The sequence below is a fragment of the Nocardia callitridis genome (assembly GCF_039543305.1).
Classification (GTDB): domain Bacteria; phylum Actinomycetota; class Actinomycetes; order Mycobacteriales; family Mycobacteriaceae; genus Nocardia; species Nocardia callitridis.
In genome coordinates this window covers 139,354-161,345 of the sequence record NZ_BAABJM010000009.1, presented here as the reverse complement: position 1 = coordinate 161,345, position 21,992 = coordinate 139,354, and the positions used below count along the sequence as shown (strand labels likewise).

At 66.3% G+C, this 21,992-nt stretch carries 20 protein-coding genes, 2 tRNA genes and 1 pseudogene; 12 read left to right on the top strand and 11 right to left on the bottom strand.

The features are described 5' to 3' along the window. Positions 1 to 35: 35 nt before the first annotated feature. From ABEA50_RS29930 to ABEA50_RS29915, 4 genes and pseudogenes are all read right to left on the bottom strand, one after another. A pseudogene (locus tag ABEA50_RS29930) lies at positions 36 to 203 on the bottom strand (Fpg/Nei family DNA glycosylase); the annotation flags it as partial. A 404-nt stretch (positions 204 to 607) separates the two neighbouring features. Further along, entirely contained in the window at positions 608 to 1,117 is a 510-nt protein-coding gene (locus tag ABEA50_RS29925) for an NUDIX domain-containing protein (RefSeq protein ID WP_345499790.1), read from the bottom strand. 544 nt (positions 1,118 to 1,661) lie between these two features. Then, entirely contained in the window at positions 1,662 to 2,882 is a 1,221-nt protein-coding gene (locus ABEA50_RS29920; RefSeq protein WP_345499769.1) for a cytochrome P450, read from the bottom strand. A 518-nt stretch (positions 2,883 to 3,400) separates the two neighbouring features. Continuing rightward, a complete protein-coding gene (locus ABEA50_RS29915) occupies positions 3,401 to 4,621 on the bottom strand; it encodes an NAD(P)/FAD-dependent oxidoreductase (RefSeq protein ID WP_345499768.1) in 1,221 nt (406 codons plus the stop codon). Between the two features lie 173 nt (positions 4,622 to 4,794). Between ABEA50_RS29915 and ABEA50_RS29910 the strand changes: the two genes are divergently transcribed. Beyond that, positions 4,795 to 5,448 (top strand): mycothiol-dependent nitroreductase Rv2466c family protein, encoded by a 654-nt coding sequence (locus ABEA50_RS29910; RefSeq protein WP_345499767.1) that lies wholly within the window; start codon positions 4,795 to 4,797, stop codon positions 5,446 to 5,448. Between the two features lie 50 nt (positions 5,449 to 5,498). Here the strand turns inward: ABEA50_RS29910 and ABEA50_RS29905 are convergent, their stop codons facing one another. Further along, positions 5,499 to 6,587, bottom strand: a complete 1,089-nt coding sequence (locus ABEA50_RS29905; protein WP_345499766.1) for a M48 family metallopeptidase — start codon at positions 6,585 to 6,587, stop codon at positions 5,499 to 5,501. Positions 6,588 to 6,719: 132 nt separating this feature from the next. Between ABEA50_RS29905 and ABEA50_RS29900 the strand changes: the two genes are divergently transcribed. Together ABEA50_RS29900 and ABEA50_RS29895 are read left to right on the top strand one after the other, a co-directional pair. Further along, entirely contained in the window at positions 6,720 to 7,193 is a 474-nt protein-coding gene (locus ABEA50_RS29900; protein ID WP_345499764.1) for a ribose-5-phosphate isomerase, read from the top strand. 23 nt (positions 7,194 to 7,216) lie between these two features. Then, the gene (locus tag ABEA50_RS29895; RefSeq protein ID WP_345499763.1) at positions 7,217 to 8,017 is read left to right on the top strand and encodes an Fpg/Nei family DNA glycosylase; all 801 of its coding nucleotides are present in this window, start codon (positions 7,217 to 7,219) and stop codon (positions 8,015 to 8,017) included. A gap of 33 nt (positions 8,018 to 8,050) precedes the next feature. Here ABEA50_RS29895 and ABEA50_RS29890 read toward each other — a convergent pair whose 3' ends face one another. Beyond that, on the bottom strand, positions 8,051 to 9,001 hold the full coding sequence (locus tag ABEA50_RS29890; protein WP_345499762.1) for a GGDEF domain-containing protein: 951 nt from the start codon (positions 8,999 to 9,001) through the stop codon (positions 8,051 to 8,053). A gap of 773 nt (positions 9,002 to 9,774) precedes the next feature. Between ABEA50_RS29890 and ABEA50_RS29885 the strand changes: the two genes are divergently transcribed. After that, positions 9,775 to 9,845: transfer RNA gene (locus ABEA50_RS29885), tRNA-Gly, on the top strand. Positions 9,846 to 9,884: 39 nt separating this feature from the next. Then, positions 9,885 to 9,958, top strand: a tRNA-Pro gene (locus ABEA50_RS29880). Between the two features lie 285 nt (positions 9,959 to 10,243). Here the strand turns inward: ABEA50_RS29880 and ABEA50_RS29875 are convergent. The 3 genes from ABEA50_RS29875 to ABEA50_RS29865 form a co-directional block, all read right to left on the bottom strand. Beyond that, positions 10,244 to 10,510, bottom strand: a complete 267-nt coding sequence (locus ABEA50_RS29875) for a hypothetical protein (protein WP_345499761.1) — start codon at positions 10,508 to 10,510, stop codon at positions 10,244 to 10,246. 125 nt (positions 10,511 to 10,635) lie between these two features. Next, positions 10,636 to 10,983 (bottom strand): DoxX family protein, encoded by a 348-nt coding sequence (locus tag ABEA50_RS29870; protein ID WP_345499759.1) that lies wholly within the window; start codon positions 10,981 to 10,983, stop codon positions 10,636 to 10,638. A 134-nt stretch (positions 10,984 to 11,117) separates the two neighbouring features. Beyond that, positions 11,118 to 13,577, bottom strand: a complete 2,460-nt coding sequence (locus ABEA50_RS29865; protein ID WP_345499758.1) for a phosphoketolase family protein — start codon at positions 13,575 to 13,577, stop codon at positions 11,118 to 11,120. A 172-nt stretch (positions 13,578 to 13,749) separates the two neighbouring features. Between ABEA50_RS29865 and ABEA50_RS29860 the strand changes: the two genes are divergently transcribed. The 7 genes from ABEA50_RS29860 to ABEA50_RS29830 all read left to right on the top strand — a co-directional run bounded on the left by ABEA50_RS29860 (position 13,750) and on the right by ABEA50_RS29830 (position 20,031). After that, a complete protein-coding gene (locus tag ABEA50_RS29860) occupies positions 13,750 to 14,325 on the top strand; it encodes an FKBP-type peptidyl-prolyl cis-trans isomerase (RefSeq protein WP_345499756.1) in 576 nt (191 codons plus the stop codon). A 306-nt stretch (positions 14,326 to 14,631) separates the two neighbouring features. Continuing rightward, positions 14,632 to 16,017 (top strand): trigger factor, encoded by a 1,386-nt coding sequence (gene tig, locus ABEA50_RS29855; protein ID WP_345499754.1) that lies wholly within the window; start codon positions 14,632 to 14,634, stop codon positions 16,015 to 16,017. A 256-nt stretch (positions 16,018 to 16,273) separates the two neighbouring features. Beyond that, on the top strand, positions 16,274 to 16,888 hold the full coding sequence (locus ABEA50_RS29850; RefSeq protein ID WP_345499752.1) for an ATP-dependent Clp protease proteolytic subunit: 615 nt from the start codon (positions 16,274 to 16,276) through the stop codon (positions 16,886 to 16,888). A gap of 59 nt (positions 16,889 to 16,947) precedes the next feature. Then, entirely contained in the window at positions 16,948 to 17,613 is a 666-nt protein-coding gene (locus ABEA50_RS29845) for an ATP-dependent Clp protease proteolytic subunit (protein ID WP_345499751.1), read from the top strand. Between the two features lie 465 nt (positions 17,614 to 18,078). Then, on the top strand, positions 18,079 to 19,359 hold the full coding sequence (gene clpX / locus ABEA50_RS29840) for an ATP-dependent Clp protease ATP-binding subunit ClpX (RefSeq protein ID WP_345499750.1): 1,281 nt from the start codon (positions 18,079 to 18,081) through the stop codon (positions 19,357 to 19,359). 76 nt (positions 19,360 to 19,435) lie between these two features. Then, on the top strand, positions 19,436 to 19,735 hold the full coding sequence (locus ABEA50_RS29835; protein ID WP_345499748.1) for a hypothetical protein: 300 nt from the start codon (positions 19,436 to 19,438) through the stop codon (positions 19,733 to 19,735). 2 nt (positions 19,736 to 19,737) lie between these two features. Further along, positions 19,738 to 20,031 (top strand): ribosomal protein L7/L12, encoded by a 294-nt coding sequence (locus ABEA50_RS29830; RefSeq protein WP_345499747.1) that lies wholly within the window; start codon positions 19,738 to 19,740, stop codon positions 20,029 to 20,031. A 28-nt stretch (positions 20,032 to 20,059) separates the two neighbouring features. Here ABEA50_RS29830 and ABEA50_RS29825 read toward each other — a convergent pair whose 3' ends face one another. Continuing rightward, the gene (locus tag ABEA50_RS29825; protein WP_345499745.1) at positions 20,060 to 21,067 is read right to left on the bottom strand and encodes a hypothetical protein; all 1,008 of its coding nucleotides are present in this window, start codon (positions 21,065 to 21,067) and stop codon (positions 20,060 to 20,062) included. 248 nt (positions 21,068 to 21,315) lie between these two features. After that, the gene (locus ABEA50_RS29820; protein ID WP_345499743.1) at positions 21,316 to 21,885 is read right to left on the bottom strand and encodes a carboxymuconolactone decarboxylase family protein; all 570 of its coding nucleotides are present in this window, start codon (positions 21,883 to 21,885) and stop codon (positions 21,316 to 21,318) included. Positions 21,886 to 21,992: the final 107 nt, after the last annotated feature.

The following is a 21,992-nucleotide window of genomic DNA, read 5'->3' as shown; positions in this document are numbered from 1 at the left end:
GTGGGTCCCGATTCACCCGGTGACCGAGGCCGGAGGCGTCGAATGCGTTGCCACGCACGATCCTGGTCGGCGTCGGGACGCAGTGGGTCGGGGCCGAGCCGTTCGGTCAGCGCGGTGACCTCGGGTTCGCTCAGTACCTCGCACGCGGTGGGTCCACGCAGATCGGTGCCGAATCCCGATCCGCCCACGACGCGCATCCGCAGCGCGCTACTGTGCCGTCGATGATCTGTGCGCTGGCCGCATTGCTCGGCGCCGAAGGAATGCCAGCGGCGGCCGTGTTTTCCGTCCGAAGCGTGTCAGCACGGTGTGCTGGGTGCGGCAACCGCTTTCCACTTCCGCATGGCGCCGCGCAGTCAAGGAGTGCGGATCAGGCGGTGTCGCGTTAGTCGTCGACTCGGGGTAGGACAGCCTCCGCTGGCGCGTGCGATGTGTCAGATGGATCAGTCCCGCTTTGCCGCACGAATAGGCGATGCTGCTCGCCGAGGGGTGCCGCAACGCGTCGGATTCCTGCACACGGCCATGGCGGCGCGGGCGTGGTCCGGTTGGTCCACGCTAGGAACGTGCGCACGCGACGGGTGAGCTGGCATGTCTGCCCGGTCCGTCATGTTTACGGACTCGCATGCTCCAACTGTTCGGCCAGGCGGTCCAGGAAAGGTCGTTGCCCGGCGCCGAGCTTTTCCCGTGCGGTGTCGAGGTCGAACCATGCGGCGCGGTCGATTTCGGGGAATTCGGCCAGCTTGCCGGATTTCGGCGGCCACTCCATCTCGAAGGTGCCTGGTACGACATCTGCGGGGTCGAGGTCGCCTTCGACAGCCCAGACGGTGACGGTCTTCTTGCCACGGCCGCTGCCGTAGCGCACATCGCCCAGCGCGATCCACGGTCCGGCTGGAACAGGGAGACCGAGTTCCTCGGTGAACTCGCGGGCCGCGGCGGCGCGCGGCTCTTCTTCGTCCTGTTCGTATTCGCCCTTCGGAATCGACCATGCGCCAAGGTCTTTGCGGGTGAAGTACGGGCCACCCATGTGTCCGATCAATACCTCGACCCCGGCTTCGGCGTCGCGTCGAAACACCAGGACACCCGCGCTGTACTTTTCGGTCACCTCAGCAGTCTGCCGCATGGCCCCGACACCCTTGTAGCTGCTGACCGGGTAACGACCCATGGTGTCCAGCACTGGGTCGTTGATCCTGCGGCGGATCCAGGCCAGCAGCAACGCCACCACGACACCCCACCGCGGCGCCACCACCGGCGGCCAAGTCGAAATCGCCACCGCCTGCCACACCGTCGTTGGCTGCCCACGCGCGGATCGCGGCTTCCGCCGAATAATGCGGTTCCAGTGTGGTTCCGAGATCGCACGCAGATCGTCGTCGGGGTTTCCCTGGTTGAACTTCAACGTGCGCAGTATGCGGACCTGCCGGTTATCCATTGTCGACAGCGGCGAACGGAGCCGGTCCCGCGTGGGGATGCAGCGATCTGTGGCGACAAGGGCGCGAGCTCCGGCACATCGATGATCGAGGCTTCGTAGCCGTGGGTGTGGACCTGAGACGCGCCGAACATGTATGGCCTGATGCCGGTCGCCCGCGGGCGGGACGTGGACATACCCGCCCGCGGGCGGGACATGGACATAGCCCGAGCCCCACCCACGGACGGCGGGATGCGGCTGGTTACCAGGTCACCGGAAGTCCGCTGATGCCGCCGGTGACGTGGCCGTCGCGAACGGCGAGGTCGCCGATCTCCCCGGCGAGGCGCAGGTCGGGCAGGCGGCGGGCGAGTGTGGTGAAGACGCTGCGCAGTTCCGTGCGTGCCAGTGCGGCGCCGACACAGAAGTGATTGCCGTGGCCGAACGCGACGTGGGTGTTCGGGGCGCGGGTGGTGTCGAAAATATCGGGGGCGTCGAAGGCGGTGTCGTCGCGGTTGGCGGCGGCGACCGACAGCAGGACCGCGTCGCCGGTGGGGATGGTCGTGTCCCCGACGGTGACGTCGGTGTGTGCGTAGCGAAGCAACCCGAGCCCGCCGGGCGCCGAGTAGCGCAAAATCTCCTCGACGGTGGGTTCGATCCTGCCCGTCGGATCCGCGCGCAGGTCGGCGCGTAGCTTCTCGTGGGTGTCCAGCAGCAGTACGCCGAGGTCGATGCGGTTCACGGTTGTCTCGTGCCCGGCGAACAGCAACCCGACGCACAGGTCCACCAGTTCGTCCTCGGTGAAGGTGGGGTCGTCGGCTTGTGCGGCGACCAGGTCGGAGATGACATCCTCGCCCGGCTCGGTCCGCTTGGTCTCGGCCAATCCGCCCATGTAGACGCCGAATTCGTCGCGCGCTGCCTGCGCGTCGGTGCCGCTGACCATGGAACTCATCCGCTGCGAGAGATCGCTGAAGTACGCGCGGTCGCCGTAGGGGACGCCGAGTAGTTCGCAGATCACCGCGACCGGTAGCGGGAACGAGAGGTGTTCGTGCAGGTCGGCGACGTGGTCGGGGGCGTTGTCGCGGGCGGCGATCAACTCGTCGACGTAGCCGTCGACCAGTTCCTGCACATGGTCGTTGAGGCTGCGCATCCTGCGCACGGAGAACGAGGGCCGCAGGAGCTTGCGCATCCTGGTGTGCGCGGCCTTCTCGGTGTCGTAGTCGCCGGTGGGTCCGTTCTGGATGGCGGCGTCGGAGATGCGTGCCGCTCGCTGCGCGTCGGGGTGTGAGCGCCCGAGTCTCGGGTCCGACAGCAGCGCGCGCACCTCGGTGTATCGGGTGACCAGCCAGGCGAGATCGCCTGCGGGGGTGAGTACTTCGGTAACGGGTGCGTTCTGTCGCAACAACGCGTAGAGCGGCGACAGTTCGAGGACGCTCGGTCGATCGAAGGGTAGTTGCGGGCGCACGGTGTCGGTCGGTGTGGTCATCACGTCTCCTCGAGAACGAGGCGAAATACGCCATCGATAAATATGTTTTGCGCAACTAACAGTCTGCCCGCTGGTCGGCTCCCGCGCATCCGAACGCTCGCCACGACGCCGTAAGGCGCAGCTGCGCCACCGCTTTCGTTTCCGGCGACACGCCGCTTGCGCCTCGTGGCGGCAATGTGTGGCCGCGTCGACAACGAGGCCGCCTGGCCCACTCCGGCTAGACACAGTTTCCGACTGTCGCCCGCGTACGCACACAAGCCCGCCGGGCACCATATGCGCATATGGTTCAGTCCCGCCGAATCGACAACGCAGCGCTTCGGGATGCAAGGTCCGCTCCAGGGCCGACCTCAGCGAACGGCGACAATGGACGTCCGCACCACCGGGGCGAATTTCGCACCGAGCAGTCGTCGCCCGCCCCGGCTGCTCGGTTCGCGCTGGCGACACGGGGTGCCGACCCGGGCTCCGTCGGTGCCATGATCGCGCCCGCCGACCAGTGGGAAGTAGCGGAAAAGCCTCGGTTACAACGGAATCGAGGAGTCCGCCAACCGTGTCGGGTCGACGGGATCGCCCGCGGTGATGAGTTCCTTGATGCGGTCGGTCAGATCCCACACGTTGACATTCATGCCCGCGAGCACGCGATGGTCGGCATCGAGCCAGAACGCGACGAATTCGCGACCGGCCTTGTCGCCGCGCACCACCACCGTGGTGTCGTCATCCGGCGCGGTGTAGCCGGTGTATTCCATACCGAGGTCGTACTGGTCGGTGAAGAAGTAGGGCAGCCGGTCGTATTCGGTTTCGCCGCCAAGCATGGTCACGGCGGCCGTGGTCGGCTGGTTGAGCGCGTTCGCCCAGTGCTCCACCCGAATTCGGCGCTCGAGCAGCGGATGTCGCTGCGCGGCGATGTCGCCGACCGCGACGATATTCGGGTCGCTGGTCGCCAGGTTCGCCGCGACCAAGACGCCGTTGTCCACCGCGAGTCCGGCGTCGGCGGCGAGTTGCGTGTTGGGGGCAGCGCCGACCGCGACCAGCACGGCATCCGCCTCGACGGTACTGCCGTCGGCGAGCAGAACACCGGCCGCGCGGCCCTCCCGTACGACGATTTCGGCGACCCGCGCCTCGAATCGGAAGTCCACGTCGTGTTCGCGGTGCAGATCGGTGAACACCTGCGCCATCTCGGATCCGAGGACTCCGAGCAACGGCAACCGCGCGGACTCCAGGATGGTCACCGCGACGTCGGCGGCCCGCGCCGCCGCGGCGACCTCCAACCCGATCCATCCCGCGCCGACGATGGCGAGACGGTCGATCTTCGCGAACAATTCGACCAACGCGTCCGAGTTCTCGATCGTGCGCAGCGTGTACACGCCGGGTGCGTCGGCGCCGGGGATCGGGAGGGTGCGCGGCGTGGACCCGGTGGCGAGCGCGAGCTTGTCGTAGGACAGCGTCGACCCGTCCGGCAGCGTGACGGTCCGCGCCGCGGGATCGAGCGCGGTGGCCTCGGTGCCGAGACGAAGATCGATGTTCTCGTCGCGGAACCACTGTGCGGGTTTCGGTGTGAACTCGCTGAGTGTCTGCTTGCCCGCGAGGTGTTCCTTGGACAGCGGTGGTCGCTCGTAGGGCAGGTGTTCCTCGGCGCCGATCAGCGTCACCGATCCGTCGAAATCGTTGTCCCGCAATGCTTGCGCGGTCTTGACCGCGGCAAGCCCGCCGCCGACGATGACGAAATGCCGATCAGTGGTCATCTGGACTCCTATCGGAAACCGAGCCGGAAACCTGGTGGCTCGAGCCTACTGCTGTGCCGGGCCCCCGCTCGCGGAAATCGGCGGCACGGGAACGAATCGGCGCCGTCGGCGGTTGCTTCGGGGGAGCGAGGAGACTCACTCGACTGTCGACGCCTGTGATCGAAAGGATTGCCGTGAGCGATAAAGCCACCGAGGCCGCCAAGGACGTTGCCGACTTCTGGTTCGATCCGCTGTGCCCGTGGTGTTGGATCACCTCCCGCTGGATTCTCGAAGTCGAGAAAGTCCGTGACATCGACGCGAATTTCCACGTGATGAGCCTGTCGGTGCTCAACGAGGACAAAGAAGACCTGCCGCAGCAATACCGTGAGCTGCTCGCCACCGGATGGGGCCCGGTGAGGGTCGCGATCGCCGCCGCGCAACAGCACGGTGACGAGATACTGTCACCGCTGTACACCGCACTGGGCACGCGTATCCACAATCGCAGCGCCGAGTACGAACGCGACAGCCGTGCCGAGACGCTCGCCGCGGTGATCGCCGACTCGCTCGAAGAGGTCGGGCTGCCCGCCTCGCTCGCCGAGGCCGCCGAGAGCACCGAGTACGACGAGGCGCTGCGCAAGAGCCACCATGCCGGGATGGACAAGGTCGGCCCCGATGTCGGTACGCCGACCATTCACATCAACGGTGTCGCGTTCTTCGGTCCGGTGCTCTCGCGCATTCCGCGCGGCGAGGAAGCGGGCAAGTTGTGGGACGCCGCCGTCACGTTGACGGGTTATCCGCACTTCTTCGAGCTCAAGCGGACCCGCACCGAAGGCCCGGAATTCGACTGAGTGCCACCACGAGCGCCGCCGACCCGGCTCGGCCGAGGATTCGGCGGCGCTCAGTGCTGATAGGGACCCGTCGGTGGCAGCGGAGTCTGGCCGTAGGCATTCGGGTATCCACCGGCCGCTATCGCGGGACGGCTCGGGCGCAGGAACAATTTTCCGTGCCTGCTCCTGTCGCGTAGCGCCCACATTCGCCAGGTCAGTACGGGATGCGAGGACGTGGCGTTGACCACCCAGACGAAGAAGCCCTTCTCCGTCGCCGCGCGGTCGGCCATCTCGTCGAATCCGACGAGGGTGTTCATGTACTTACCTGCCGCGAGCGTGCCCATGGCCGAGGGGGCACCGGTGTGCCGGTTGCAGTAGCCGTGGTTGTCGGCGGTGTACTCCTGCGAGCGGATCAGCGAGTTGCCGAGGATGGGCAGGAACGGCACGAGGAACATGCCGAGTTGGCGCCAATACGAGGTATGTCCCGCCGCGATGTGGCCGACCTCGTGGCCGATGATGAACGCGAGCGCGTCGGGTTGCCTTGCCGCACCGCCTACTTCGAACAGGTCGCTGTAGACGACCACGTAGCGGCGGAAGCCGTGGCCCGAGGCGAAGGCGTTGATCTGACCATTGCCGAGCACCACGTAGGCGTCCGGCGGCGTTGGCATGCCGAAGCGTGCCGCCGCCTCCTGCACCATCCGGTAGCCCTCGGGGAACTGGGTCGGTGACATCTTGACCCCGTTGACCCGCTGGGTCGAATAGTTGATACCGCGACCGAACCAGATGAGCAGCGGCGCGGCCGCCAACGCGACGACGTACTGGTCGACATTGCCGAACGCGATCAGCAGCAGCGCGATGAGGTAGGCGAGCACCGTGCACACGATGACGATCACCAGCAGGGCGATCTCCCAGCTGTGCCTGGCCGGGCGGCCGAACGGGGACAAGCCGCGCGGTTGCTCCTGCGGAGGGACAGCGGGCGGCACCGGCGCCGAGGGGAACTGCCCGTAGCCGGGGGGATAGGGCTGCGGCTGAGCGGCGACCGGGTGCGCGCCCGACGGGTACTGCTGTCCCGCGGTAACTCCGTGCGGATACCCCCAGCCGCCTTGTTGGGTGACGTGCGGATCGGACGGCGGCCCGTCCTGCGGTTCGTGCGGCTGCATGAGAAGAACTCTAGGCATTCCCCCGGCGCTGCGGCCGGGTGCCGTGTGTCGCCCGCGTGAACGTCCGGTGGCCGCGGCGGCGATAAGCCCTGTCGACGTCGTGCGCGCGCACGCCTGACACAATGCCTAGCCATGCGCGTTTACTTGGGAGCCGACCATGCCGGTTTCGAACTGAAGAATCACGTCAAGGCTCATCTGGAGCAGGCGGGTCACGAGGTGGTCGATTGCGGCGCCCTCGAATACGACGCGCTCGACGACTACCCCGCGTTCTGCGTCGAGGCGGCGCGGCGCACCGTGGCCGACGAGGGCAGCCTCGGCCTGGTGTTCGGTGGCAGCGGCAATGGTGAGCAGATCGCCGCCAACAAGGTGCCCGGCGCCCGCTGTGCCCTGGCGTGGAGCGTCGAGACCGCGAAACTTGCCCGCGAGCACAACAAGGCCCAACTGATCGGCATCGGCGGCCGTATGCACTCCACGGAGGAGGCGCTGGCCATCGTGGACGCGTTCATCGCGACCGCGTGGTCGGGCGAGGCGCGCCACCAGCGCCGCATCGACATCCTCTCGGAGTACGAGAAGACCGGTGTGGCACCGGCATTGCCGGTCAGCTAACCCGCGCAAGGGCGTATAACACTGTGCCCGAAGGACATACCCTGCACCGGCTGGCGCGGCTGCATCAACGTCGGCTGGTCGGTGCGCCGGTGCGGGTCTCGAGCCCGCAGGGGCGCTTCGCCGCCGGCGCCGCACTCGTGGACGGTCAACAGTTGATCGACGCCGAAGCGTGGGGCAAACACCTCCTACACCGGTACGAATCGGGTCGAGTGGTGCATGTGCACCTCGGCCTGTACGGAAAGTTCACCGAATCCGCTGTGCCGATGGGTGAACCGGTCGGTCAGGTGCGGATGCGCGTCGTGGGCGGATCGGGATTCGGCACCGATCTGCGTGGACCCACCGCGTGCGAGGTACTGAGCGAACCCGAGGTCACCGCGCTGACCGAACGGCTCGGCCCCGACCCACTGCGTCCCGACGCCGACCAGGATCGTGCGTGGCAACGCATTCGACGTTCGCGCCGAGCGATCGGCGCGCTGCTGATGGATCAGCGAGTGATCGCCGGTGTCGGCAATGTGTATCGCGCGGAACTGCTGTTCCGACACGGGGTCGCACCACGTCGGCCGGGCACCGCGCTGTCGGCGTCCGAGTGGAGGGACATGTGGGCGGATCTGCTGGTGCTCATGCCGGTCGGTGTTCGGGTCGGCAAGATGGTCGTCGTGCGACCCGAGCACGACCACGGCGCGCCGTCCTACGCGCCGGATCGGCCGCGCACCTACGTCTACCGCAGACAGGGGCAGCCGTGCCGGGTCTGTGGCACACCGATCGCGCACGCGGTCCTTGATGCGCGAAACCTCTTCTGGTGTCCCACCTGCCAGCCGGATTGACCAACGAGTCGCGAGCCGACAGCGGCTGGTCGGTCAGCCCGCGACGGCGGTGTCGATGTCGGGGTCGTCGGCGAGAGCGAAGCGTTTACCGCCCGCCGTCTTCGCCGAATACATCGCGCGGTCGGCCCTGCGTAACAGGTCGCTGAAGTCGCAGCGGGCGCCCGGCGGGCAGTAGGCCGTTCCGATGCTCGCCGACACCGGGACCGGTCCCGCGCTCGACCACACCGGGTCGCGCAGCGCGGCGACGATCGCATGGGCCAGATCGCCGAGGGTGTTGCGTTTCGGGTTGACCGCGAGGACGAACTCGTCGCCGCCGTAGCGACAGATCACCGTCTCCGGCGGGCACACCTCCCGCAGCCGGTTGGCCAGGTCGACCAGGACCTCGTCGCCGATGGCGTGCCCGTAGCCGTCGTTGATCTGCTTGAACCGGTCCAGGTCGATGAGCAGCAGGCCGACGCCTCGGCTCGGGTCGCTGGCCATCAGGCGCACCCGATCTTGCAGCAGTGTCCGGTTGGCGAGGTCGGTGAGCGCGTCGTGGGTGGCTTCGTGGCGGAGCCGATGTTGTAGTGCGGCGATTTCCTGAACGCGCAGTGACACTTTCGCCTTGAGGTTCTCCTCCTGTTTGGCGAGCGCGCGCACTTCCAGCACCTTGGCGTAGCTGTCGATGGCTTGACTGGCGACGAACGGCCAGCGGGTGGCGACGAGCGAACCCGGCGTGCCGGGCCGGAACCCGAGCAGCGATCGGGTGGCCTGCGCCAGCATCCGAGTTCGGTCGAAGGGTTCCTCGGCGAGCCGAGCGCCGAGTGCGCGGGCATGCCGGATCGGGAAGGGTTCGGACTCCGCGAGCGCGAGCAGGCCATCGATGATCTGGATCAGGACCGGCCCCAGCGTGGCCGCTGTCGCCGCTGAGCCTGGCTCGGTGCAGACCGCTCCCGCCCACTCCTTGGCCATGACGGCGACCGGGTCCTCGATGTTCGTCGACATCGAGCTCACCCGGTCTTGGTGACGTCGGAATCCCGGTGCCTCATCGCGGCGCGGAAGCCGATATCGCTTCGATCGTTCACACTGCTACGCGGCTGTGTCCGCCTGGCTCGGCACACCCTCACCGCCCCCTTTCCAGATACCCCGTTCCGGCAAAAAGGATCCTAGCAAGCCACTCGGCATCGAAATGCGCCGTTTTGCAACGCGTTCGCCTGCCTCGCGAATGGCGATCGGATGTACATCGCCCTCGATCGTGGCGGTGTTACAACCGATTTCGTTCGCTGCGAAATCGCGCTACGACGCGCTGACGAAGGCATGCGTTGGTGGCGCGCGGACGGTAGCACGCGGGCGTGTGGCCGTGTACTCCCGTCCTCGCGAAACTACGGGAACCGCAACAGATGTCAGTGTGGTCGCGGGAGGGTTAGCCAGCGGTGCGCGGGCCGTGGTCGCCAGGGCCGATCCGGCGGCGGTGCCTACCGGCGCACCGGCTGTGGCGACGAGTCGTGACTTCCCCATCGGAATCCTCTGGCGGCGATGATGTTTCCGCGTGCGGACGGTGATCCACGGCGTTCCCTGCGGGGGCCGTCACGCGTTCACTCATATTCCACTTTCGTGGCGCGCCGCGCGTCATTTTCGAGGAATGAACTCCTCGAAAATTTCGGGGTGTGGCACGCGTGCGACCGGCCGAGAGGGGGCTGATTGGCACATCCGCGATCGGGTTCGGTAGAGTCGTCTCGCACACGACATCGCGGCGATCCCGTAGATGTCCTGTGCTCGCGGGTGTAGTTCAATGGTAGAACCTCAGCCTTCCAAGCTGATGGTGCGGGTTCGATTCCCGTCACCCGCTCAAAATCGACTCACCTCGTCGGCGTCGCCGCGAGGACAACGGGGTGTAGCGCAGCTTGGTAGCGCATCCGCTTTGGGAGCGGAGGGTCGCAGGTTCAAATCCTGTCACCCCGACAACGATTCGAGGCTCTATCCCCTGGGTAGGGGATGTGTGGGCAGTCCGGCGGCTCTGTGAGTTCGTCGGACAGGGGCGTCTCAGCGTTCCAAGCTGGTGGTGCGGGTTCGATTCTTGTCGCCCGCTCGACATCGATTCACCTCGCAGGGGCGGGCGGTGCAGGGCGAGAGCCGACTTCCCGCGCAGTGCGTATGTCGCGCGTCTTGCGCGGAGAGACCGCCGCTCGGCACAGCTTTTCGGTAGGTCCGCGCACGGCGATGCGTGTCAGACGATCCTGCCTCGGGTCAGCGCGGTGCGTTGTTCGGCCAGCGGCCGAAGGGAATTCCCCTGCGCTCGCACACTTCTCGGTCCACCGCGCCCTCGGCGCAGGCGTCGCGCAGTTGACCGTCCACCCAGTCCTTGTGTTGTGGGTCGCCGCAGGCGGGGGAGTCGAACGGGGTGCACGGCGGGGCGGGTTTCGGCATCGTGGATACCGAGGGTGTTGTCGCGGTGGAGGTGTCGGTCGTGTCGGTCTCGGCTCTGCCGCAACCGACGAGCGCGATGGTCCCCACGAACCCGAGCGCTATGATTCGCCGGGCAGCCGCGGCAGACACTCTCATGCCGAGGAATCGGTGGTCGACCAGGGTTTTGTTACCCGTTGCCGAAAAGTCGCCACCGATTCGACGTCGGCGCGGGGTCAGGCCGCCGCGCCGAGCGCCACCGCCACGACGACCGGCACCAGGTACAGCATCGGATACGCCAGATGGTGGTAGGCGCGCGCCCGCGACACTGTGACGATCGCGCCGGTGAAGTACACCACCAGCCCGATCGCGGCGAGCACTCCCAACACCGGCAGCCACAGGCCGATCAGCAAGCCGACGGCGCCCGCGGCCTTCGCCGATCCCAACCAGGGCCACCACGATTCGGGGACGCCGTACTCCGTGAGCGGGTCGACCACCCACGACTGACGGGTCAGAATCGCGAACGCGGAGAAACCGACCCACAGGGCGGCGCCGACGGTGACGACGAGATGAGCGTTGTACATCGGTGGTCTCCTCGATGAGAACGGGCGAATTCATCGAGGAGACGACGTAGCCGTCGCGGGTGTGACAGGACACTCGGCCATGGTCGTTGTCGGCGTCCCGCGATTCAAGGGCGCGTCGGCCCGAGGCTCGTGATTCAGGGCTTCGCGTACGGCCAGGTCCAGTCCGCGACCTCGGGGATGTCCGCACCGTGCGAGCGAGTCCACGCACGCGCGGTCAACCGCGCGTCGCTCATTTCCTGACGCAGTGGCGCGGCGCGTTCGCGCAGGCCGGGCACTCGGTCGAGCACATCCATCACCAGGTGATAGCGATCGAGATCGTTGAGCATCACCATGTCGAACGGCGTCGTCGTCGTGCCGCGTTCCTGGTAACCGCGCACGTGCAGGTCGCCGTGTCCGGTACGGCGGTAGGTGAGTCGGTGGATCAACCATGGATAGCCGTGGAAGGCGAATATCACCGGTCGGTCGGGGGTGAACAGGGTGTCGAATTCCTGGTCGGGCAGCCCGTGTGGATGTGCGTCGTTGGGTTGCAACCGCATCAGGTCGACCACGTTGATCACCCGAATCCGCAGTTGCGGCAGACGGTCTCGCAGGATCGCCGCCGCGGCGAGCGTCTCCAGTGTCGGCACGTCACCGGCACAGGCGAGTACCACATCCGGGGTGGTGCCGATCTCGTCGTTGTGGCCCGCCCAGTCCCAGATACCGATGCCCCGCGCGCAGTGCGCGGCGGCCTCGGTGCTCGAAAGCCAGTCCGCCTGCGGCTGTTTGCCCGCGACGACCACGTTCACGTAGTGGCGCGACCGCAGGCAGTGGTCGTAGGTACACAGCAGCGTGTTCGCGTCCGGCGGCAGGTACACCCGCACGATCGAGGGCTGCTTGTTCATCGCCACGTCGAGAAAGCCGGGATCCTGATGGGTGAAGCCGTTGTGGTCCTGCCGCCACACGTGCGACGACAGGAGATAATTCAGGCTCGCGATGGGCCGCCGCCACGCCACCCGTGAGCTCGCGTCGAGCCATTTCGCGTGCTGGTTGAACATCGCGTCGACGATGTGGACGAACGCCTCGTAACAGGTGAATACGCCGTGCCTGCCGGTGAGCAGATAGCCCTCGAGCAGTCCTTGGCACATGTGCTCGGACAGCACCTCGATCACCCGACCTTCGCGGTCGAGCCGGTCGTCCTCGGGTCCGATCTCGTCCTGCCAGTCGCGGCCGGTGACGTCGAGGATGTCCTGGAGCCGATTGCTGACCAGTTCGTCCGGAGCGAAGGTCAGGAAATTGTCGGGATTGTTCCTGACGACCTCGCGCAGCCACGTGCCGAGCACCTGGGTCGCCCCGTGCGTCGAAGCACCGGGGTTGTCCACCTCCACGGCGAACTCGCGCCAGTCGGGCAGACGTAGGTCGCGTACGAGTGAGCCGCCGTTGCTCACCGGGTTGGCGCTCATCCGGCGCGCGCCGGTCGGGTTCTGCGCGCGCAGCCGAGGCACCGGCGCGCCGTCGGCGTCGAACAGCTCCTCGGGACGATAGGCGCGCATCCACCGTTCCAGTACCTCGCGGTGCTTCGGGTCGGTGCGCGCGTCGGGCAAGGGCACCTGGTGGGCGCGGAAGGTGCCCTCGACGCGCGCCCCGTCGACGATCGGCGGACAGGTCCAGCCCTTCGGGGTGCGTAGCACGATCATCGGCCAGATCGGACGCTGCTCGGCGGCGTTTTCCCGTGCGGCCCGCTGGATCTCGGCGATCCGTCGCACGCACTCGTCCATCGCGGTGGCCATCGCCTGATGCACCGTCGACGGATCGTCGCCCGCGACGACGACGGCGTCGTAGCCGTATCCGCGCAGCAGCGTGCGCAGCTCGGATTCCGGCATCCGGCCGAAGATCGTCGGATTGGCGATCTTGTACTCGTTGAGCGCGAGGATCGGCAGCACCGCGCCGTCTCGCTCGGGGTTGAGGAACTTGGCCGCGTGCCAGCTCGTCGCCAGCGGGCCTGTCTCGGCCTCACCGTCGCCGACCACGCAGAACACGGTGAGGTCGGGGTTGTCCAGCACCGCGCCGAAGGCGTGCAGCAAGGAATAGCCGAGTTCACCGCCCTCGTGAAACGAGCCAGGCGTCTCCGGTGCGCAGTGACTCGGGACGCCACCGGGAAAGGAGAACTGCGCGAACAGCGCGCCCATCCCTTCGGCGTCGCGCGGAATGTGGCTGTAGAGCTCGGAATAGGTGCCTTCCAGCCAGGCACAGGCGTTCGGGCCTGGCCCACCGTGGCCGGGACCTGCGAGAAACACGGCGTCGAGGTCGTTGGCTCGAATGACGCGATTGGCATGTGCCCACACGAGATTCAGTCCGGGAACCGTGCCGAAATGACCGAGCAGTCTCGGTTTCACGTGCTCTTCGCGCAGCGATTCGCGCAACAGGGGATTGCCCATGAGATAGATCTGGCCGACCGCGAGATAGTTCGCGGCCCGCCACCACGCGTCGATGGCGAACAACTCGGCGCGATCGAGTGGGCCGGGCCGGTCGGTGAGTGGATAGGGGACTGGAGCGACTGTCTCGCCGCTCCCACCGACGGCATTGTCGGCGGCGGTGTCACTCGTCGGGTGGGTCATCGGTCGACTCCTCACGCACGCTCCGAGAGCAGTTCCGGGCGGACCGGACACGCGGATACCCGCGCTGCTCCTGATCGACAACGTCGGATCGAGATTCCTGGCCAGCGTAACGGCGTCGCGCGCAACGGGTGGCGGAAGCGGTATGCGCGCACGGGTGGTCTAGGGTCCGCCCATGCACACACTCGGCAGGATTCTCGGGATCGGTACCGCCGCGCTCGCGGTCATCGCGCTGACCGCCTGCGGTTCCAGCGACGATTCCGACGACACGACAGCGGCGACGAGCCCTGTTCAGAGCACCGGCGCCGCCGCCTCGACCGCCCCCGCGGCCAAGACCGGCAAGGAATGCACCGCCGAGGACATCGGGGTCACCGGCGATTTCGGCACGGCACCGAAGATCACCATTCCCGACACCTGTGATCCGCCGACCCATCTCATCGTCAAGGACCTCAGTGAGGGCGATGGCCCCGCCGCCGAGTCCGGTCAGCAGCTGACCATGAACTACGCGCTGGTCACCTGGTCGGACCGGCAGACTCTGGACAGCTCGTTCCAGCGCGGCGAGCCCTTCCCACTCAGTCTCGGAGCGGGTCAGGTTATCCCCGGCTGGGACCAGGGGCTGATCGGTGTGAAGGAAGGCTCGCGCAGGCTGCTGATCGTTCCGCCGGAACTCGGCTACGGTCAGGGTGGCAACGGTGTCGCACCGAACGAGACGCTGGTCTTCGTCACCGACGCCGTCAAGGTCGGTAACTGACACCTCGACAGGCCCCCGCCGCGTGCAGGGCGTCGCGACCGGTCAACTAACCTGGTCAGCCAGTGCTGCGTCAACAGTGCGAATTCGCCTGCCCGGCCGTGTCCCGAACACGTGCTGTGCGGTCGATGAACACGGTCGAGGAGTGCGAGTCAGCCGTCGCCGTGATCGTGCGGTGCGGTGCACCAGCACGAAACGCCGTGCGGCACGAACGCCGCGCGGTGAGCAGAATCCGATCACGAGCAAACCGATCACGAGCCGAGCGGTACCAATGTCAACCAGTACGAACAACGATCAAGGAGCATGTCCGTGAAGAGCACCGTCGAGCAGCTGAGCCCGACCCGGGTCCGGATCAATGTCGAGGTGCCCTTCGAGGAACTGAAGCCGGATTTCGACAAGGCCTACAAGGCGCTGGCCCAGCAGGTCCGCATCCCCGGCTTTCGTCCTGGCAAGGCTCCGGCGAAGCTGCTCGAAGCGCGCCTCGGTCGCGGCGCGATCCTGGAGCAGGTCGTCAACGACGCGCTGCCCGCCCGCTACAGCGAAGCCGTCACCACCGCTGAGGTGAAGGTGATCGGGCAGCCGGAGATCGAGGTCACCAAGATCGAGGACGGCGACGAGCTCGCCTTCAGTGCCGAGGTCGACGTGCGCCCCGAGGTCGCCCTGCCGGATTACGAGAAGATCGCCGTGACGGTCGACGCGTTCACCATCACCGACGACGACATCGACGAGCAGTTGCAGTCGCTGCGGCAGCGCTTCGGCACCCTCACCGGTGTCGAGCGGCCGATCCAGAACGGCGACTTCGTCTCCATCGACCTGTCGGCCACTGTGGACGGTGAGGAAGTTCCCGAAGCCTCCACGACCGGCCTGTCGCACGAGGTGGGATCGGGTCAGCTCATCGAGGGCCTGGACGAGGCGCTGATCGGCCTGTCGGCCGAGGAGTCCGGCGAGTTCACCTCGAACCTCGTTGCTGGCGAGCACGCGGGCAACGAAGCGCAGATCAAGGTCACCGTCGGTTCGGTGAAGGAGCGCGAGCTGCCCGAGGCCGACGACGAATTCGCGCAACTGGCAAGCGAATTCGACACTCTGGAGGAACTGAAGACCGATCTGCGCAGCCGCGTCGAGCGGTCCAAGCAGGTCGAGCAGGCCGGTGAGATCCGCGACAAGGTGCTCGAGGCCCTGCTGGAGCAGGTCGAGGTGCCGCTGCCGGATTCGGTGGTCAAGGCCGAGGTCGACGCCGTCGTGCACGACGCGGTCCACGGCTTCGACCACGACGAGGCCGCCTTCGCGCAGGCGTTGGAGGCGCAGGGCAGCAGTCGCGAGGAGTTCGACACCGACGCCAAGGAATCGGCGGAGAAGTCGGTGAAGACCCAGCTGCTGCTTGACGCGGTCGCGGAGGCGGAAAACACCCAGGTCGGCCAGGAAGAGCTCACCGAGCGGATCCTGTTCCAGGCGCAGCGCTACGGCATGTCGCCCGAGCAGTTCATCCAGCAGGTGCAGCAGGCCGGTCAGCTCGGTGCGGTGTTCGCCGATGTGCGCCGCGGCAAGGCGTTGGCGGGTGTCGTCGGCAAGGTGACGGTCACCGATTCCGAGGGCAATACCGTCGACACGAGCGAATTGTTCGGCGCGCCAGAAGATTCCGACGCGGAGCAGGCGCCGGAGTCCGACGACAAGTCGGTCGCGGCGAGCGCCGAATAGTTTTCATGCGTGACCAGCGCGAACGTCGGCCATCGACCTGCCGTGATTGCGCTGTGAGCGAAGAAGGGCGGTACCGGGAGTTCGGTGCCGCCCTGCTTCGTTAGTGTTTGTGACAGCAAGGTGGACATGCCGTAGCGATGGGGATAAGCCACATATCCCATAGTGTTTCGGCGTAGCCAACCAGTGATAGCCGTGTGGCGATCAACGAGCCGGCGAGAGAAGGCAGGTATCCGTGACAATTAACCAGGCAGAGGTCATGACATCCCCGACTGCTGGTCTCAACCTCAGTGACTCGGTGTACGAGCGCCTGCTGCGCGAGCGCATCATCTTCCTGGGCACCCAGGTGGACGATGACATCGCGAACAAGCTGTGCGCTCAGATCCTGCTGCTCACCGCGGAGGATCCCACCAAGGACATTGCGCTCTACATCAACTCGCCGGGCGGCTCGGTGACCGCCGGTATGGCCATCTACGACACGATGCAGTTCGCCGAGTGCGACATCGCCACCTACGGCATGGGCCTGGCCGCGTCGATGGGCCAGTTCCTGTTGACCGCGGGCACCAAGGGCAAGCGTTTCGCGCTGCCGCACGCGCGGATCATGATGCACCAGCCGTCGGCGGGTATCGGTGGTTCCGCGGCCGACATCGCGATCATGGCCGAGCAGTTCGCGCACACCAAGCGTGAGCTGAACGAGTTGCAGTCGTTCCACACGGGCAAGCCCTTGGAGCAGGTCGCCGCGGACGCGGACCGCGACCGCTGGTTCACCGCGGCGGAGGCGCTGGACTACGGCTTCATCGACCACGTGATCAGCCACGCGAACCAGGCGGTCAACGGTAAAGGCAAGGGCAAGTCCGGCGGCACGGACAAGTAACCCGGCCCCCGTTTCGAGCCGCGTTCCCGCCGTTTACTCACACACTTTGGAGACGAAAGATGGCCAACCAGTTTGACCCACGTGGCCTCGGCGGCATGGCGCCGCAGGGCCCGCAGTCGCGATACATCCTGCCGTCGTTCATCGAGCACTCGAGCTTCGGTGTCAAGGAATCCAACCCGTACAACAAGCTGTTCGAGGAACGCATCATCTTCCTCGGCGTGCAGGTGGACGACGCCTCGGCCAATGACGTGATGGCGCAGCTGCTGGTGCTGGAGTCGCTGGACCCCGACCGCGACATCACCATGTACATCAACTCGCCCGGCGGCTCGTTCACCTCGCTGATGGCCATTTACGACACGTTGCAGTACGTGCGTGCCGACGTGGCGACCGTGTGCCTCGGTCAGGCCGCTTCGGCCGCGGCCATCCTGCTGGCCGCCGGGACGCCGGGTAAGCGTGCCTGCCTGCCGAACGCCCGCGTGCTCATCCACCAGCCGTCGCTGGAGGGTGGCATTCAGGGGCAGGTCTCGGATCTGGAGATCCAGGCCGCCGAGATCGAGCGTATGCGGCGTCTGATGGAGACCACGCTGGCTCGGCACACGGGCAAGGATCCGGACACCGTCCGCAAGGACACCGACCGCGACAAGATCCTGACCGCGGAGGAAGCCAAGGAGTACGGCATCGTCGATACCGTGTTCGACTACCGCAAGCTGAGTGCGCAGAAGTAGGTAACAGCACGGCGGCAGATCGCTGATCCCGGTGGCGGTTGGCTCGTAAGTTGTTGTATAACAGGGAGATTCCGGCCGGGACGTGCGCCAGGTGGCGCGCGGACCGGCCGGATCGCTTCGATGCCACCGCACTCGCAGAAGCCATCTCCGATCTGTTGTGTGCCGAAGTACACGGTCGACATCGACGGCCGTGGATGGACAACGTGAACGGACCAACGTGCCTCGGTGTCGTGAGAACTGGCACAACGCACCCGAGAAACATGCTCGAGTTGTCGACCTCCTTTGCGCACACCGGGTACGGTCGACCTAGGGACCTTTGCTCCCGGTTGACGGCACCACCCAGATAGCGGAAATGGTCGACGCGCTTGTGCGACAACGGCGCTTGTGCGACAGGTCCGAGGACGGCAGCTAGCTGGCAACCTGGACGGACGGTTGCACGCGGACAAGGAAGTAGGGACCCACGAAATGGCGCGCATCGGAGATGGCGGCGATCTGCTGAAGTGCTCGTTCTGTGGCAAGAGCCAGAAGCAGGTCAAGAAGCTCATTGCGGGGCCAGGGGTGTACATCTGCGACGAGTGCATCGACCTGTGCAACGAGATCATCGAAGAGGAGCTCGCCGAATCGAGCGAGGTCAAACTCGATGAGCTGCCCAAGCCCGCCGAGATCCGGGACTTCCTGGAGAACTACGTCATCGGGCAGGACACCGCCAAGCGCACCCTCGCGGTGGCCGTCTACAACCATTACAAGCGTATCCAGGCCGGTGACAAGGTTCGCGACAGCCGTGGCGAGACCGTCGAACTGGCCAAGTCGAACATTCTGATGCTCGGCCCCACCGGCTGTGGCAAGACCTACCTGGCGCAGACGCTGGCGAAGATGCTGAATGTGCCGTTCGCCATCGCCGACGCCACCGCGCTGACCGAGGCGGGCTACGTCGGTGAGGATGTCGAGAACATCCTGTTGAAGCTGATCCAGGCCGCCGACTACGACGTCAAGCGCGCCGAGACCGGCATCATCTACATCGACGAGGTCGACAAGATCGCCCGCAAGAGCGAGAACCCCTCGATCACCCGCGACGTGTCCGGCGAGGGCGTCCAGCAGGCGCTGCTGAAGATCCTGGAAGGTACCCAGGCCAGCGTGCCGCCGCAGGGCGGGCGTAAGCACCCGCACCAGGAATTCATTCAGATCGACACCACCAACGTCCTGTTCATCGTGGCGGGCGCGTTCGCTGGTCTGGAGAAGATCGTTTCCGAGCGCACCGGTCATCGCGGTATCGGTTTCGGTTCCGAGGTTCGCTCCAAGGCGGAGGTCGACACGTCCGACCACTTCGCCGAGGTGATGCCGGAGGACCTGATCAAGTTCGGCCTGATTCCCGAGTTCATCGGCCGCCTGCCCGTCGTGGCGTCGGTGACGAACCTCGACAAGGAATCCTTGGTGAAGATCCTGTCCGAGCCGAAGAACGCGCTCGTCAAGCAGTACGTGCGGTTGTTCGAAATGGACGGCGTAGACCTCGAATTCACCGATGACGCACTCGATGCCGTGGCCGATCAGGCGATCCTGCGTGGCACGGGCGCCCGTGGCCTGCGCGCCATCATGGAGGAGGTGTTGCAGCCCGCGATGTACGACATCCCGAGCCGCGACGACGTCGCCAAGGTGGTCGTGAACGCCGATACCGTCAACGACAATGTGCTGCCGACGATTGTGCCGCGCAAGGCGCAGCGGTCCGAGCGCAGGGAGAAGTCGGCCTAGGCTGGCGCACAGCTCTCGCGTTCGGGGGGTCATGCATCCGCCACAGTCGCTGCTGCCTGCCGGTCCAGGGTCGTTGATGGAAGCCACCGACGTCCTCAACGGCATCGTGGACATGCGGACCTATGGCCGTAGGTATCTGACGATCTACGCCGCGCCGCCCGCACGGTCGGGCGGCTTGTCCGCCATGTCCGCCGTGGCCCACCCCGACGGTTTCGGTGTGTTCGAGACCGTCACCACCTGTGTCGAATGGTTGGACGAGCACTTCGACTTCGAGGTGGCGGCGGTTTTCAACCGCCAGGTGGGCGCGGGGTACATCTGCTACGCGATGCTGCGCAGGCGCGCCGATCAGCTGGTGGGCGACGAGAATAAGGTTTGAGGATGTTCGACAACCGTCGCCTCGAGCGCAAGATGGATGCCGCCAATGCGAAACTCGATCTCATCCTGAATCATCTTGGTATCCAAGATCTTTCGTCTGCGCAGCTGGGTGCAACCCGGCCGCCGTATTCGTCGCCGTCGGCCGCGCCGGTTGTCTCCGGCGCGGGATTCGCGGAGCTGGACGAGCTCTTGGCTCGCGGCAAGAAGATTCAGGCGATCAAGCGCTATCGCGAGCTGACCGGCAGCGGCCTCAAAGATGCCAAGGATGCCATCGAGGCACGCGCCAGAGACTACTGAGCGGCGAGCGCGCCGAGGCCCGGGAGGCTCAGCCGCGTCCCCGGCCGGCGAGGTCGGCCAGTTCCTGGTCCAGTTCGTCGCCGTTGGCGTAGGAGGGGTGGAACGTCGCTTCTTGGCCCTCGTCCTCGTCGGGTTCGGGTGTTTCCTGTTGCGGCTGTTCCTCTTCCACCACCGGCGTCCCCGCCTCGATGATCATCGGGGCATTGATGTGCGGCGGGCCGGGGCGGTAGACGTCCATCGGCATGGCTCGCTTGATCCGCTCCACCGGGTCGGGCATCTCGCGGACCTGATCGGAGGCGCGGGTGATGGCGAGGCCGTAGCGGGTGCTCGCTGCGTCGTGCACCAGCAGCGCCACGCCGATCATCACGGGCGCGACGGCGTGCATGGCGGCATCGAACCAGTGCTTGTCGCGGATGTAGGGGTAGGTGTTGAGGGTGACAGTCAGTGCGAGCAGCGCGATTTCGGCGATGGCGACCTGACGGCGACTGTCGAGCACGCCCCATTCGGCGACCTTGTTGGTTCCGACCATGACGATGATCAGACACACGCTGATCATGGCCTCGACGAGGTAGCTGAACCAGTACAGCGGGTCGCTCGGGCCCGACGGCGCGATGTTGTGCTGCACGTTGACCGCCGACCACAGCATGCCTGCCGCGACGACGCCGGCCAATGCCCGCAGCGACCACGCGCGGTGCTGGTAGAGCGAGGCCATCCGCGCGTGCGGGCTGGACTGGCGGCGCTGGGCGGCGATGGCCTTGCGCGCGGTCAGCAGGTCGCGGATGTCAGCCTTCTCGATCGACTCGGTGGCCTGGCGCGCGCGGTCGGCGGCGGACGCTTCGGCCTGCACCTGGCGCCACCGCATGTCGCGTTCCTGTGCGCGCATCCGTTCCGCGAGTGCGCGTTCGGCGTCCAGTTCGTCTTCCGACAGCGCTTCGGTGAGCGCGGGATCGAACTGATAGACCAGTCGGCTACGGGCGTGGTCCACCCGCTTCGCCAACTGCGCGACATCGGCGTCGGGGAAGGTTTCGTCGCGCATGCGGCTCCAAAAGAAAGTGGGCTGAAGGGAAGTCGGTGATCAGTGGTGGTCGCGGCTACCGACAGCTGGGTGGTTGCTCAGGAAAGAGGGTAGCGGCATGTGGCGTCGACACATACTCTTCTTAGTCCATTCGCCGCCGGAACGACAGGTCGGATCCCAACCTGCCATGAAAGCGACGGCGCGTCACGGTGTTTCGTCGCCCACTCACGGGTCGCACTGCGCGACCGTGCGACCCGTGAGCGGCCTGGTCAGGCCCAGGGAACGCGGCAGGAATCGGTGCTGAATCCCTGGGCGGTGATACCGAGTGCGGAGTTCGTGCGCGCGCGTGAATTCTCCAGTCCGACCTGAAAAGTCAATTCGAGCACGCCCGCGTTCCCGAAGCGGTGCACGAGGTCGGCGATCTGTTCGTCGGTCACCGTCGTCGGGGTGGCGGTCATGGCGTCGGCGTACGCGATGGCCGCGCGTTCATCCGCGGAATACAGCGAGGAGTTCGCGTAGTCGGCGATGTGCTCGAGTCGCGCGATATCCAAATTACTCAGTCGCATCAGCATGGCGCCGAAGTCGACGCACCACGAGCAGCCGAGCGTCCACGCGGTGCGGTAGACGGCGATTTCCCTGATATGGGTCGGCAGGACGGTGCTCGCCTTTTCGGCGGCGAGTTCGTGGACGGTGCTGGCGGCCAAGAGCTTCGAGTGGTGGGCGAGCACGGTGAAGGGCTCCGGCACCTCGCCGAACCTCCGGCGGGTGATCCGGTAGAGCAGCTTGGTGAATGGGCCCGCCTGCTGCGGGCTGAGACCGGGGATGCGGGAGGTGCTCACGGTTGTCTCCTTCGTTCGAGAGTGGCTCTTGCTTCTCGGACGAAGTACGGACCCGAAATGTGACGCTCCCGCGTTGTGTCTGCCGGGTGATCGCGGCCACCACGGCG